Below are 14,338 nucleotides of genomic sequence, written 5' to 3'. Positions count from 1 at the left end.
CTTGTTTGTAGTATTGATAATAACTTAAAATTAAAACGATGCCTTTAGGAGAATCAATGATTAGCTCGTTAAAGAGTAATAACAGTATTAAGCTTGATAAATCTTCAAGGTTTAGAAAGACGCTTGGTGGCTATAACAAAAATCGTAAAGTTGAATTCGATTTTCCTGAAGCGAACAATGAATTATTAGAACAGATACGACATAAAACAAGAAGAGACTCAAAGCGGCAAGAGTTCATTTTTGTCACGTTCTTTTTGCTCTTCTTTCTTCTTGCAGTTATGGTTGTGTACTACTATGATGTACTTTAAGATACAGCGTCTTTAATTCTCTTAATCGCTTCAATAATCTGTTCTTGAGAGGCTGCATAAGAAATTCTAATACAATCAGGGTTTCCAAAAGCGGCACCTGTTACTGTTGCTACATTGGCATGTTCTAGCAGGTACAATGAAAAATCGGTTGCATTTTCGATGAGTTGTCCTTTTAAAGTTTTTCCAAAGAAATAAGACACATTAGGAAATACGTAAAAAGCACCTTCAGGAACATTGGTTTTAAAACCTTCAATAGCACTCAATAAGTCTAAGATTAATTCGCGTCTAGCCTTAAATTCATCAATCATAAATTGTACGCGAGAAGGCGATTCGTTTAATGCAGTAATCACAGCACGTTGAGCAATACAATTAGCTCCACTTGTAATTTGACCTTGCATCTTATTGCAAGCTCTTGCGATTGTTTCAGGAGCACCAATATATCCAATTCTCCAACCTGTCATAGCGAATGCTTTAGAGACACCATTTACGGTCACTGTTCTATCAAACATATCGTCAAACTGTGCCATACTAGCATGACCACCAATAAAGTTGATATGCTCATAAATCTCATCAGAAACTACAATAATGTTAGGATACTTCTGAAGTACATCAGCTAAAGCTCTAAGCTCATCCTGACTGTAAACCGAACCACTAGGATTACAAGGAGAGCTGTACCAAATCATTTTTGTTTTTGGTGTGATAGCAGCTTCCAATTGTTGCGGAGTAAGTTTAAAATCGTTTTCAATTGAAGTTTTAACCTCTACAGGAATCCCTTCATTAAGTTTTACAATATCACTGTAACTGACCCAGTAAGGACAGGGTAAAATAACCTCGTCACCTTTATTTAAAAGCACTGCAGCAATATTAGCTAAAGCTTGTTTTGCACCAGTAGATACGACAATTTGCGAACGTTGATAATTGAGGTTGTTGTCTCTTTTGAATTTAGTGATGATAGCATCCTTTAACTCCACATAACCATCAACAGGAGTGTACGAATTATAGTTGTCATTAATCGCTTGAATCGCAGCATCTTTAATGAAATCTGGCGTGTTAAAATCGGGTTCTCCCAAACTTAAACCTATAATATCTTTGCCTTCTGCTTTTAGTTCTCTGGCTTTTGCAGCCATGGCTAATGTGGCAGATGTTGCCATATTAAGAACTCTTTCTGAAAGTTGTGTCATTTAAAAAAATAGTGCTTATTCTAGCTTATTGCAGGTTTCATTCCCATTTCTTTTAAGAATTTAAAATGAGCAATAACCGCTTTTCTAGTGGATTCGTATTCTTTATAAGGTAAATTAAATTCTTTGGCAGTGTCTCTAACAATTTTAGAGATTTTTCCGTAGTGAATATGACTAATATGCGGAAAAATATGATGTTCCACTTGATGGTTTAAGCCACCAGTATACCAGTTTACAATTCTATTTTTTGCACCAAAGTTGACCGTAGTTTTTAATTGATGAATAGCCCAGGAATTCTTCATGGTACCACTTTCGTCTGGAACATGCATCTCAGCTTCATCCATAACATGTGCTAATTGAAAAACAACACTTAAAATTAAACCCGCTACATAGTGCATAATGAAAAATCCGAGTAAAATTTTCCACCAGGCAATATCTAAAACTAACATAGGAATTACAATCCATATAGAAATGTAAATCAACTTCGAAATCACTAATTTACTCCAGTTTACGACCGGATTTGGTAGTTTTCCGTAGGCTAATTTACGCTTCATATAGCGGTACATTTGCTGAAAATCGGTAGTAATTGCCCAGTTAATTGTAAGTAAACCGTAAAGTAATACCGAGTAATAATGTTGAAATCTATGATGCTTACGCCATTCAGAATGCTTAGAAAAACGCAAGATACGTCCAGCTTCTAAATCTTCATCATGCCCATGAATATTAGTATAAGTATGGTGTAAAACATTGTGCTGTACTTTCCAGTTGTAAACATTTCCAGCTAGAATATAAATACTGCTTCCCATTAAACGGTTGATCCAGTCTTTATTTGAAAATGAGCCATGATTACCATCATGCATGACATTCATCCCAACTCCAGCCATTCCAATTCCCATGATTACAGTGAGAATAAGTTGTAACCAACCTGGAATATCTAAAGTGAGAATTAAAAAATAAGGTGATAGAAATAATGAAAACATCACAATGGTTTTAAGCCATAGTTTCCAATTTCCTGTACGTTTTATATTGTTTTCCTTGAAGTAATTATTAACTCGCTTGTTTAATGTTCTAAAGAATTTAGCAGAGTCAGATCTTGAGAAGGATAAAGTTTGTTTTGTCATCGCTATTAATTTTAATAGTAACGCATAAAATTACGTTATCATATTAAGGCGCAAAGATATGTAATAAATGCTGCCGATATGGTAAGAAAATACTAAAAATATCCACATAAAATTGTCTATTTTTGTTGAAATTTTAATAAATGGAGCTGATACTGCAATATTTTCCTGATTTAACCGAGGTGCAAAAGCATCAATTTGAACAACTTGAAGCGCTGTATTTGGATTGGAACACAAAAATTAATGTCGTGTCTCGTAAAGATATTGACGACTTGTATTTACGTCATGTACTTCACTCATTAGGGATTGCAAAAGTTATGAGGTTTCAGCCTGGTGCTCATATTCTGGATGTAGGTACTGGAGGCGGTTTTCCCGGAATTCCGTTAGCAATTTTACATCCCGATTGTCAGTTTCATTTGGTAGATAGTATTGCCAAAAAACTTAAAGTTGTTAATGGTGTTGCTGAAGGGATTGGCCTTACCAACGTCAAGACAACCCACAGTCGAGTAGAAGCTATTGACGAACAGTTTGATTTCATCGTAAGTCGTGCAGTGACAGCAATGCCTGCATTTGTAAATTGGGTCAAAGGAAAAATCTCAAAAACGCAACTTCACGACCTCAAAAACGGCATATTATACCTAAAAGGCGGTGACTTGTCTGAAGAATTGAAAACCTACAAAACGGCTACAATTTATAATCTTAGCGACTATTATAACGAGGACTTTTTTGATACTAAAAAGGTCGTGCATTTACCTTTAAAGTATCGTGGTTAAAAGTTTATAGTCAATCCTGTATTGAAATTTTTTCAGCTTAGAACGATGTCGAAAGGTTTAAAGTAAATCCGGTGTTTTCTGGAACAAATCTGCAAATACCACCAACACAAACGAGTCCGCCACGTTGTCTTCCATAACTAGCCATAACACGTGTTGCACCTTTTGTAAAACTACCTCCAAATGTATAGTAATGCACTTGTTGGTCTTCATCAGGATTACCGTAATTCCATATATCTGTGGCAAAAACGCTAAGTCTGCTGCTAAAGTTGTATTCTAAAGTTCCGCCAGCCCAGTTTTTAGCTCTTTCAGTGGTTTCATCATCAGAAAACAAGTGGGATAATTCTGCTCTTAATGATTTTCCGCCGTCAAATTTTCGAGTCACTTCACCAACCACAGCTGTAGCATTAACTTCGCCAATGCGATCTTCAACATAGCGTGCATTATAATATGTATTAACTATGGAGAAAATAGATGACCATTTTGGAGACCATTTCTTCTTGATATCTAAGCTAAATTCTTCAAAATACTTATCTCCGAAACCAAATAAATCGGTGTCTTCATAACTGCGATCATTGATGTTGAAATCACCTTTGAGTCCTGACCAGGTTGAAAAATTGAAGGCTAATTTTGTACCGTATTTACCACCTAATGTTGTTCCTTTTTTTATGTTGTAGAAGATGTCTACTTGACCTCCAATTTCACCTGATTTAAATAAAGGATTAAACGTTAAACGTGGTTGTGACTGATAAACAAAAATATTAGTTAAGCCGTAATCATGTTGTTTGGTTAAGGCAGGAATAAAGTTGATGAAATTTTGGTTAAATACATTTGCTGATTCGTCACGTTCGGAGAAAAAAGCCATATTCTCCATACGTCTAAAAGTCGCGTCAATTCCTAATCCGGATGCGGCATAACCAATATTGAAAAGGATAGCGCTTCCGTCAAAATATTTGTCGTCGATAATGTTCCCTAATTCAGCATAAACATCTTCTCCCTTTTTGACATATTCAATTGAAGAATAAATATTTCCTTCAGAAAAATCTAATCGCGCAGAAAATGAATTAGTCAAAGATTCAAAATTAGGGTTGTCAATATCTAAATCTTCATCTCTTCCAACATAGCTCAAACCAAGATTCAAACCTGTAGATTCAAATTTAAAGAGCGTAGCCAATCCAATTTCAGCATTAAAACCAAAAATGGAGCCGTCAGATACTTCGAAGCCGTCACGTTGTCTACCGTAGAGCGCCGAAAATTCTAAACTATGTGTTGGTCTATATTTTACATTTGCACCTCTAATAGCGTTATTGATTCCTAATTGTCGGTCTTCCCATGAGCGCAATATGAGTCCGCTACCAAATTGCTCGTAAAAATGACCGAGTGTAACTTCAATTTTTGAATTTTTATAACCAACCGCAAAGGTTCCTATATCGGTACCATTATACTTAGGATAAAAATTAAGTATTGCATTAGGCTCGTAAGATTCTAATTGCACATGAGCAAACCAGTTTTTGTAAGTGTAGTTTAATCTCAAGTAGTTATTTGATCTAAAAGGATCTTCCTGTTCGAAATCTCCAGTTTTAGCATCATCAACGTAATATTGTGAGTTTGATTCGATACCACCACTAAGTTTTCCGTAGTCTTTTTTTTCATCATCTTGCGAACTGGCAAAAAAGGGAATACATAGCAATAAGACTATTAATTTGTAGCGATTCATTTAGTTGTGGGTTGAGGGATTCGTTAATTATTTAGAGAATTCTTTAATTTTTTCGAAAAGTTCGTCTTCGCTTCCCGGTGTGTAACCTGAATGTCTGTAAAGTATTTTATTGTTTTTAACTAATAAGGTCAAAGGAATAGTTGGTGCATTAAGTTGGCGTTTGAGGTCGCTATTAGTATCGAGGAGAATGTCAAATTCCCAGCCTTTACCGCTTACGAGAGGCTTCACTCTTTTTACAGTCCTAGAGTCATCAACCGAAACAGCATAAAGTTTTACATTGGTTTCGTCAACCCAATCATCATAAACATCACTTATAGCATCAAGTTCTTTTTTGCAAGGCACACACCAAGTTGCCCATAAAGAGATGATTACCAATTGATTATCTTTTGAGATGTCTTCTAATTGAATTTGATCACCATTTAATGTTTTTACCTGCATTCTTGGAAGTACATCCTGAGCAAAAACAAGCGAGGTAAACATTAGGGTTAGAATTAGTGTGTTTAGGATTTTCATTATGAAATTTTAATTATTAGAAGGACAAAGTTAATTTTTTTTAAAAACTATTAAAGGATTCTTAAAATTTTTGCCAACTATACATTTATTAGTTAATAAAACTAGAAATATATTTTTATATTCGTGCGACTAATTCAAATACTAATTACAAACTAATATTATGAAGATTAAAAGTTTAACTAAAATTTTTCTGTTTGTTGCTGTTGCTGCACTTTTCTCATGTAGTTCTTCCGACAGTGGAGACGGAGGTGATGGAGGTAGTAATGGTCCAAACTCAATAAGCGTTAATGCTAGTTCACTTTTTGTGGATTTTGGTCAGTCTGTAACCTTTGAAGTAACGACAAACGAAGGTGATAATGTGACATCGCAATCAACAATTCGTGTTAATGGGACACCTATAACTGGCAATGTGTATACTGCGGCTAACTCTGGTTCGTATACTATAACTGCAATTTATGGAGACCTAACAAGTCAGCCTGTAACAGTGCAAGTACTGGCTGTTATAGATGCTGTTTCTATTACAGCGAATCAATCAACACTTAATTTGGGGTCTAGAATTAAGTATACTGTTACTGCTACAGATACTCAAGGGAATGATACAGATATTACAAGTGCTTCAAATATCTATATCAATGACACACAATCTGTAACAGGAGGCGCTTATATTCCTGATGCTGTTGGTACAGTAAGTGCTTATGCAACTTTTGATACGTTTACAACTGAACCAGTAATGGTTACTGTGGAAGACAATGCAGGCACGCCTGCAACCTATAATAGACGGGCTTTAATTGAAGATTATACAGGTGATTGGTGTGGTTATTGTACTAGAGTTGCTGTTGCTATAGAAATGGTTGAAGAGGCTAGTGATGATGTTGTTATTGTTGCAACTCATGTATTTAATGGCGATCCTTATGAAAACCAATATGGTTTACAAATGGCTGATAATGCTGGTGTCACAGGATTACCAACAGCTATAGTTAATAGACAAGAAGATTGGGTTTTCCCTGAAACTAACAATGTTGCTCAGGTGACAAGTAAAGCTCAAGGGACTATGACTAGTGGGATTTCTATCACTTCGGCTTCTAAAGGGAGCAGCCTGTCGTTTATGGTAAATGTAGGCTTTGGAGAAACAATGAATGGTTCTAAACTTGTTATTTTCTTATTAGAAAATGGTTTGGTTTTAAATCAGGCGAATTATTATCCAGAATATTATGGAGGTCAAAACCCTGTTCCTAATTTTGTGCATAACCATGTATTACGTCATTCGTTTACAAATGTATTAGGAGATGCGATTCCAGCGAGTGAATCGGTTGCAAATAATACGTATAGAACCAAGATTAATTATAATGTACCAGCAGGTTCTGTAGGAAATCCAAATAATTTAGAGATTGTAGCTATGTTGGTAGCTTCAGATAATTCTATTATTAATATCAATAAAGCGGCTATAAATACTGAAGTTGTATTTGATTAATATCTAATAGATACAGCCCATAAAAAAAGCCCAAACTTTAAGTTTGGGCTTTTTTTATATAGTGTCAAAAAACTATTAAATATCCTCCTGATCTCTCAAGCCTTGGATATAACCAGCCTTTTGTATCTCACGTCTTCTTTTTACTGATGGTTTAGTGAAAAACTGATTTTCACGAATATTTTGCATCGTTTTTACGTTACGGTGTTTTCTTTTGTAACGCTTTAGAGCACGTTCGATGCTTTCTCCTTCTTTAACTAAAATTTTTATCATTGTAATTATTGTGGTTATCTGTTTTAGGACTATCCTAAATAAGTTTTTAATATTTTGCTTTTTGAATCTTGGCGTAATCGCTTGATTCCTTTTTCTCTAATTTGTCTTACACGCTCCCGAGTTAAATCGAAAGTAGCTCCAATTTCATCTAAAGTCATTGGTGGCTCATTACTCAAACCAAAATTCAAACGAATAACATCGCTTTCCTTTTGAGATAAGGTGTCTAATGCTCTGTTAATTTCAACATTAAGCGATTCTTTCATCAAATCTCTATCTGGATTTGGTGACTCACCAGATTTTACAACATCATATAAACTTGATGTTTCCCCTTCTTTTAAAGGGGCATCCATTGATAAATGTCTTCCAGAATTTTTCAATGATTGCTTCACTTCAGAAACTGTCATGTCTAATTCTTGTGCAATTTCTTGTGCACTTGGCGGACGTTGATGTGTTTGTTCTAAGAACGAAAACGCTTTATTGATTTTATTAATAGAACCAATTTTGTTCAAAGGTAATCTAACTATTCGAGATTGTTCTGCTAAAGCTTGTAAAATTGCTTGTCTAATCCACCAAACGGCATAAGAGATAAACTTAAAACCTCTGGTTTCGTCAAAGCGTTTCGCAGCTTTAACCAATCCAGCATTGCCTTCGTTAATTAAATCGGGAAGGGTTAAGCCTTGATTTTGATACTGCTTAGCAACAGAAACCACAAAACGTAAGTTAGCAGTCGTGAGCTTGTCTAAAGCAACCTGGTCGCCTTCGCGTATGCGCTGGGCAAGTTCTACTTCTTCTTCAGCAGTAATCATTGGGAGTTTACTGATGTCTTGTAGGTATTTATCTAGAGATTTAGATTCACGGTTGGTAACTTGTTTGGTAATTTTTAATTGCCTCATATATTCTATCTTGTTTTAAATAGTTTGCAAGAGTGTAATGTAACTTTTAAAATGAAAAAAGCAAATAAAAAGTAACTTCTTTACAAAAAAATATCAAAAACGTCGATTTTTTAGGGTTTTATTAACGTTTCAGGCTTTATCTTACTGTTTTTTTGTGGAGTCTTGCGCTTTCTTTCTGTTTTTTATGAGTCCGCCAAGAATTCCTTTAACACTTTCTTTGACCGTATTTACATTAGAAGTATCGGTTTGCACAGAAGTTGAATCTTTGGTAGTTTCATTTTTTGTGCCGCCAATAACACCACCCAATAAATCTTTTATTTTGTCGGTGCCTTTGTCGATGAGTTTTTGCTTTTCAATTTCAATGAGTTGTTTGGTTAAATTAGAAACACCACTTGTTAAATCGGTTTGTACTTGAGGGTTTGTATAGCTGCCTGTAATATTGGCGGTAACCGGAATTGTGATTTTATTCACTTCAGGATCATTAATCTTGCCTATTAAGCGGTTTACTTCACTGCCTAAATATTTTGCAGGAACCTGAAACACTGCATTGTAGTTGAGACTTTTGTCGAATCCATGATTTCCCGAAACTACAATTTCTATGTCTTTATATTTTAAATTGAACGGTTTGACATTCACCTGACCATTAGAGAAATCCAATCGTGTTTTAATATCTTTTAAATCCAATTTATCAAAATCTATAAAATTGAGCGCTCCATTTAATTTGTTTAAAATTGAGGCTTCATTATTTTTTATGTTAGTTGTCAATAATTCGGCAAAGGCATCACCAGATAGGGTGGAAAGGTTTGGTGAAAATTCGTTGTCAAGTGTCCCTTGAAGTTTAATAACGGTGTTGAGTTTTCCTTGTAATAATTTTGCTATTGGTGCTAAGTTTTGAAGTAATTCTAAATCTTTAAATGATTGCGAAATGTCAAAATCTTCAGCAGCGAGATTTAAATCAAACACAGGAATATCGGTTTTAGTAGACACCTTTCCGGTTAGGGCTAAAACACCGTTAAATAAATTTGAGGTGAGTTTTGTTAAATCGGCTTCCTGATCTTTAATCTGAAGGGTCCCATTTACATCTTTTAGTGTTAGGTTGTCGTAGACGACTGTTTTTGCATTGGCATTAATAGTGCAATCCAGAAACGCAGGAATTTTTAATGAAGCTTCGTCAGATGTCGTTTTGTTGGAGCTTTCATTAGCAGCTTCATCTTCAACCATAAAATCACTAATCACAAAAGTGTTAGAATTAACTTTAAAATTCCCTTGTAGTTTTTTATCGCTCAGTAAAAATCCGAGTAAATTCTTAATCGTTCCTGTCGCATTAAAATCACTGGTTCCCGTCTTGGCGTCAAAACTATTGAGCGATACATTTCCAGGGTTGAAAGTCATTTGTGCTGTATTAATTTGAATAGGATTCACAATGTCTTCCGAAGAAAACACAAAATCACTCAATTGCACACTTCCGTTATTTTTGATACGTTCATAAGCATTAGTTTCAATAGCATTCATATCAAATGACGTATTGAGTTTTCCTTTTAAAATACCACTTAATTGCTTGTCAAAATCGATAGGATACGCTTTAGTGATATTTGCTAAATTTAGAACGCCATCAATATTGGCGTTTACCAACATGTTATCGGTTAGGTTTCTAATGATAGCATTAGATTTAAACACATCATCGTCAATTTTAAAATTGAGCGTTTTGATATCTACAAAGGTGTCATCAGCATTTCCGGTCGTGTTTTTTATCGATGTATTAATCGTGATATTGCTCACCCGCTTAGGTAAATCGGGATATTTAAACGACGCATTATCAGATGAAATATTGACATCTAATGTAGGAATCGTTGTTTCAGTAAGCTTGCCTTTAACGATACCGCTGACTTTAAAATCACCCGAAGTATCAACATTTTCAATGTTTTTAGAATAGGTTTCAGGAATCACAGCCAGAAAATCTTTAAAAGATGACTCCGGGTTTTCAAACCTAAGATCGATATCTTGACCGTCTTCCAATTGTTGTACATAGCCATTAAAAACTAAAGGAAGCTGATTAATAAATCCTTTATTTTCCATGAATGTGTATTTCTGTTCTTTGAGATTCATGCCAATTAAAGCGTCCAATTTTATTGCATTTTGATTGAGGTATTTTGTACTGTCAATACTCATGCTAATATTCGCCGCTGTTTTGGTGTCGAGTTCAGATTTTTCTTCGGAAAACGTTCCGTTACCAGAATGGTTGAGCTCCGAAATATAAATCTCAGTATTCGATTTTTCATCTATATAGGTAAATGCACTATTGTTAATCACGTAGTTTTCGATATCGAAGGCAAATCCGCTTGACGAATCTGCAGTAGTTGACGCATGCTCTTTTTCTTTGGTAATATCATAATTATTGTTGCCAAAGGCGTCTGTTTTTAAGGTTAAAAGGGCCTCGTCTACCGAAATAGAATTCACAACAATAGGATCTTCATTCGCGCTTTTAAATAACTCTTTTACAGACATAGTAAAAGCGATGTTTTTTGCGGTAGCAAAGGTTTGATCTTCAAATGGCTTGAAATTGGTAATCACCAAATCATCAACGGTAACGTGAGCTTGCGGAAAGCTTCGTATAAAGCTCAAACTTACATCGCTAAACTCAACTTTTGCATTGAGATTCTCATTGATAAAGGCTTTAACCATATCCTTAATTTGACCTTGAAAGGCAAACGGAATGGCTACAAGTAAGGCGATTATAATAAGTAATGTAATTCCGGTGATTTTTAATAGTTTCTTCATGTGGTTGTTTTATAATCTATATACGTACAGAATAAAATTTAGGCTCAATTAAAACAAAAGTTTAGTAAAACTTTAACCCATTTGATAGGATTATTGGTGCTTTAGATTAATTCAATTTCTTCATTAATTTTTAAATTAAATCGCTTTCTAAAGAGGTAAACGCCCAAATATAAAAACGGCGTATCTAATGCTGCTACTAACACTTTAAATAAAAATCCGCTAATGAGTAGCCCTTTAAAGCTGCTCCAGGGTAATATGTCGAAACTGCACAATAAAAAAACAATAGAAAAGGTGTCAATAAACTGTGAGAGCCATGTAGAAAAGTTATTTCTCAACCATAAATGTTTTCCTTTGGTAAGTCGCTTCCAGAAATGGTAAATGTGAATGTCGATAAATTGTGCAAATAAATAAGCGGTCATACTTGCAAAAACAGCTATGGCCGAATTACCAAAAACCTTAGAAAACATGTCATTTTTTATAGGCGAACTTGCAATTGCAGGTACGCTGTCTGCGACCAAAATAATTAGCAATGAAAATACCGAAGCAAATATACCAGCAATGACTACTTGGTTGGCGCGTTTCTTTCCGTAGATTTCACTAATCAAATCGGTAATTAAAAACGTAATTGGGTAGGGTAGAATCCCAACAGAAATTTCAAAAAGCTTAGCGCCAAAAATTTCTACATCAAACGGATGCCAATAAAAAAACTTCTTAAAAATAAGATTGGAAACCACCAATGACGTGATAAACAAGGCAGCAAGAAATAAATAAATTTTCTGTGCGGCAAGTTTGTCTTTTAAGGTCATAAATTGTGAATAAAAAGTTACTGTAAATATAAGATAAAACGGATTTCTTTTCATTATTTTGACGTTCTATATGAATTTAACTAACCACGTTTACATCGCTCTTGGGAGTAATAAAGGCGACAGATTAAAATATCTGCAGGACGCTGTTGATTTGATTTTTACTGAAATTGGTAAGGTCAACAGTATTGCCAAAGTCTACAACACACCAGCTTTTGGTTTTGAAGGTGATGATTTTTTAAATACCTGCATTTATGTAGAAACCCTGTGTGTTGTAGAAGAGGTGTTAGAGAAATTGCAAACCATAGAAACAAAATTAGGGCGTGAAAAATCACTATCTCAAACCTACGAATCGCGACCAATAGATTTGGATATTCTCTTTTTTAATGCTGAAATTATTCAGACTAAAACATTGCAAGTGCCACATCCAGAATTACAAAACAGACAATTTGTTTTGCAGCCATTAAAAGATATTGCCTTAAAAGTAGTACACCCTAAACTAAATAAGACTGTTGAAACTTTAGTTGGTGAGTGTGAGGATCAAAGTGAACTTGAAGCGATTAAAATCTGGTTGAAAAACCCTTCCAAGCAATTTGATTTTTCTAAGTATAATTATATCGCTATTGAAGGTAATATTGGTGCAGGAAAAACAAGTTTAGCGCATTTAATTTCAAACGATTTTAATGCAAAATTGATTTTAGAACGCTTTGCTGATAATCCTTTTTTACCAAAGTTTTACGAAGAGCCTCAACGTTATGCGTTTACTTTAGAAATGTCATTTCTTGCCGATCGTTACCAGCAAATTAGTGACGATTTATCACAATTGGACTTGTTTAAGGATTTTATGGTGAGCGATTACGATATTTACAAATCGCTTATTTTTTCAAAAATCACTTTGCCTGAAGACGAATTTAAGCTTTACAGAAAGTTGTTTTACTTAATGTATAAAGATATTGCCAAGCCAGAGCTGTATGTGTATTTATATCAAAATACTGAGCGTTTGCAGGCAAATATTAAAAAACGCGGTCGTGATTACGAGCAAAATATCGAAGATGAATATCTGGAAAAAATCAATTCGGGATATTTAGATTTTTTGAAAAATCAATCGGAACTCAACGTGAAAATTATTGATATATCCGATAAGGATTTTGTAAAAAACCGAGCCGATTATTTGTGGTTGCTGGGTGAAATTTGTGATTCTGATAAAAAGGAATTATAAGGTATAGAGTGTGGTTAAAATCTGGCCTTTATTGTATTCCAAAACATAGGTGTTTAATAGAGATTGCTCAGTAATCTTTAAGTTGAAAGGCGCTTTAAGCAAGTCAACACCGCTGTTGTGTTTCAGACGTATGCCTTGTCCGGAAATAATGTCTTTATTCGGATTAAAATGTCCGTTAGGAATGTGTTCGGTGATGATGATGTATTTGTAACAGCTTAATTTTTTAATTACCGAATTAATTTCTGCATTTGATAAATGTTGAAATACTTGTCTTATAATGACGCAATCTGCAGCAGGTAATTGATCGTTTGCAATATCTAAACACTGAAACTCAAGATGGGCTTCTTTAAATTTTGTTTTGTTTCGTTCAATAAGACGGTCTACAATATCAACAGCTATATAAGTTTTAGTGTGCTTTGTGAGGTGTTTTCCTATATTAAAATCGCCACAACCTAAATCGCAAACGGTTAAAGTAGGGTGATGAGATGTTAAAAAAGAAGTGACGGCTTCTAAATATGGAACTATAATTTTGGGATCATGAGAGCCTTCACCAGAATAAAAGTCAAAACGGTTTCCACCCCAAAAATGCTGTTCATAAATTTGATTCATGACAGCTTCTGTAGGCCAAGGAGTTTTTGATGGTTTACGCAATTATTTCTGTGTTAGTTTACTAAAAACATCCCAAACCACAACACCACAGCTCACCGAAATGTTTAAGGAATGTTTGGTTCCAAATTGAGGGATTTCAATGACCATATCGCTGGCATCAACAACCTCTTGACTTACACCTTTGACTTCATTTCCAAAAACTAAGGCATAGATTTGATTGGCTTCAGGTTGAAAGGTGTTTAGCATCGTGGCACGCTCGGCTTGTTCGATTGAGATGACTTTTACATTTTGAGATTTTAAAGTGTTGACAACATCAAGCGTATCTTCGGCATATTCCCAGGCTACGGTTTCAGTGCTTCCTAAAGCGGTTTTTCTAATGTCATTATGAGGTGGTTTTGCTGTGATACCACAGAGGTAAATCTTCTCAACCAAAAAAGCATCACTCGTTCTAAATACCGAACCAATATTGTTTAAGCTTCTAATATTATCAAGAATAATAATGAGCGGTGTTTTTTTTGCCGATTTAAATTCGTCAATATTTAATCTGTCAAGTTCGCTGTTTTTTAGTTTTCGCATAATTTTGTCATTGTGAGGACAAAGAACGTGGCAATCTCCTCACTTTATTGTTAAAATCTACAAATAATTGTAGATAACTTATCCTTTTTAGACTTTATAGAACTTCAAAATATAA

General features: G+C 34.7%; 14 protein-coding genes. 4 read left to right on the top strand and 10 right to left on the bottom strand.

Features of this window, described 5'->3' with window-relative positions; all coding sequences use genetic code 11:
* Positions 1-38: 38 nt before the first annotated feature.
* Positions 39-308 carry a hypothetical protein gene (locus N4270_RS01025; RefSeq protein WP_260094937.1) on the top strand — a complete coding sequence of 90 codons (270 nt, stop codon included), beginning with the start codon at positions 39-41 and terminating at the stop codon, positions 306-308.
* Here the strand turns inward: N4270_RS01025 and N4270_RS01020 are convergent.
* Together N4270_RS01020 and N4270_RS01015 are read right to left on the bottom strand one after the other, a co-directional pair.
* A complete protein-coding gene (locus N4270_RS01020; protein ID WP_260094936.1) occupies positions 305-1,489 on the bottom strand; it encodes a pyridoxal phosphate-dependent aminotransferase in 1,185 nt (394 codons plus the stop codon). The genes N4270_RS01025 and N4270_RS01020 overlap by 4 nt on opposite strands.
* Positions 1,490-1,509: 20 nt before the next feature.
* A complete protein-coding gene (locus N4270_RS01015) occupies positions 1,510-2,607 on the bottom strand; it encodes an acyl-CoA desaturase (protein WP_260094935.1) in 1,098 nt (365 codons plus the stop codon).
* Between the two features lie 140 nt (positions 2,608-2,747).
* Between N4270_RS01015 and rsmG the strand changes: the two genes are divergently transcribed.
* Positions 2,748-3,377, top strand: coding sequence for a 16S rRNA (guanine(527)-N(7))-methyltransferase RsmG (gene rsmG / locus N4270_RS01010; protein ID WP_260094934.1), 630 nt, complete (start codon positions 2,748-2,750; stop codon positions 3,375-3,377).
* A 37-nt stretch (positions 3,378-3,414) separates the two neighbouring features.
* Here the strand turns inward: rsmG and N4270_RS01005 are convergent, their stop codons facing one another.
* Together N4270_RS01005 and N4270_RS01000 are read right to left on the bottom strand one after the other, a co-directional pair.
* A complete protein-coding gene (locus tag N4270_RS01005) occupies positions 3,415-5,091 on the bottom strand; it encodes a DUF6029 family protein (protein WP_260094933.1) in 1,677 nt (558 codons plus the stop codon).
* 27 nt (positions 5,092-5,118) lie between these two features.
* On the bottom strand, positions 5,119-5,604 hold the full coding sequence (locus N4270_RS01000; protein WP_260094932.1) for a TlpA disulfide reductase family protein: 486 nt from the start codon (positions 5,602-5,604) through the stop codon (positions 5,119-5,121).
* A 160-nt stretch (positions 5,605-5,764) separates the two neighbouring features.
* On the opposite strand from N4270_RS01000, the gene N4270_RS00995 reads away from it, so the two are divergent.
* Positions 5,765-7,075: an Omp28-related outer membrane protein gene (locus N4270_RS00995; protein WP_260094931.1), complete on the top strand. Its 1,311-nt coding sequence runs from the start codon at positions 5,765-5,767 to the stop codon at positions 7,073-7,075.
* A 75-nt stretch (positions 7,076-7,150) separates the two neighbouring features.
* Here the strand turns inward: N4270_RS00995 and rpsU are convergent, their stop codons facing one another.
* The 4 genes from rpsU to N4270_RS00975 form a co-directional block, all read right to left on the bottom strand.
* A complete protein-coding gene (gene rpsU / locus N4270_RS00990) occupies positions 7,151-7,345 on the bottom strand; it encodes a 30S ribosomal protein S21 (protein WP_040281277.1) in 195 nt (64 codons plus the stop codon).
* A gap of 29 nt (positions 7,346-7,374) precedes the next feature.
* Positions 7,375-8,238, bottom strand: a complete 864-nt coding sequence (locus N4270_RS00985) for an RNA polymerase sigma factor RpoD/SigA (protein WP_260094930.1) — start codon at positions 8,236-8,238, stop codon at positions 7,375-7,377.
* Between the two features lie 141 nt (positions 8,239-8,379).
* Positions 8,380-11,016, bottom strand: coding sequence for an AsmA family protein (locus N4270_RS00980; RefSeq protein WP_260094929.1), 2,637 nt, complete (start codon positions 11,014-11,016; stop codon positions 8,380-8,382).
* 101 nt (positions 11,017-11,117) lie between these two features.
* Positions 11,118-11,822 (bottom strand): queuosine precursor transporter, encoded by a 705-nt coding sequence (locus N4270_RS00975; protein WP_260094928.1) that lies wholly within the window; start codon positions 11,820-11,822, stop codon positions 11,118-11,120.
* A 70-nt stretch (positions 11,823-11,892) separates the two neighbouring features.
* On the opposite strand from N4270_RS00975, the gene folK reads away from it, so the two are divergent.
* Positions 11,893-13,038: a 2-amino-4-hydroxy-6-hydroxymethyldihydropteridine diphosphokinase gene (gene folK, locus N4270_RS00970; protein WP_260094927.1), complete on the top strand. Its 1,146-nt coding sequence runs from the start codon at positions 11,893-11,895 to the stop codon at positions 13,036-13,038.
* Here folK and N4270_RS00965 read toward each other — a convergent pair.
* Both N4270_RS00965 and N4270_RS00960 read right to left on the bottom strand, forming a co-directional pair.
* Positions 13,033-13,689 (bottom strand): class I SAM-dependent methyltransferase, encoded by a 657-nt coding sequence (locus N4270_RS00965; protein ID WP_260094926.1) that lies wholly within the window; start codon positions 13,687-13,689, stop codon positions 13,033-13,035. The two genes, folK and N4270_RS00965, sit on opposite strands and share 6 nt — an antisense overlap.
* Entirely contained in the window at positions 13,690-14,223 is a 534-nt protein-coding gene (locus N4270_RS00960) for an RNA methyltransferase (RefSeq protein WP_260094925.1), read from the bottom strand.
* Positions 14,224-14,338: the final 115 nt, after the last annotated feature.

It is taken from the genome of Psychroserpens sp. SPM9, assembly GCF_025153525.1.
Lineage (GTDB): Bacteria > Bacteroidota > Bacteroidia > Flavobacteriales > Flavobacteriaceae > Psychroserpens.
Note: the sequence above shows the minus strand (reverse complement) of the source record. Positions and strands in the feature narration are given on the sequence as shown.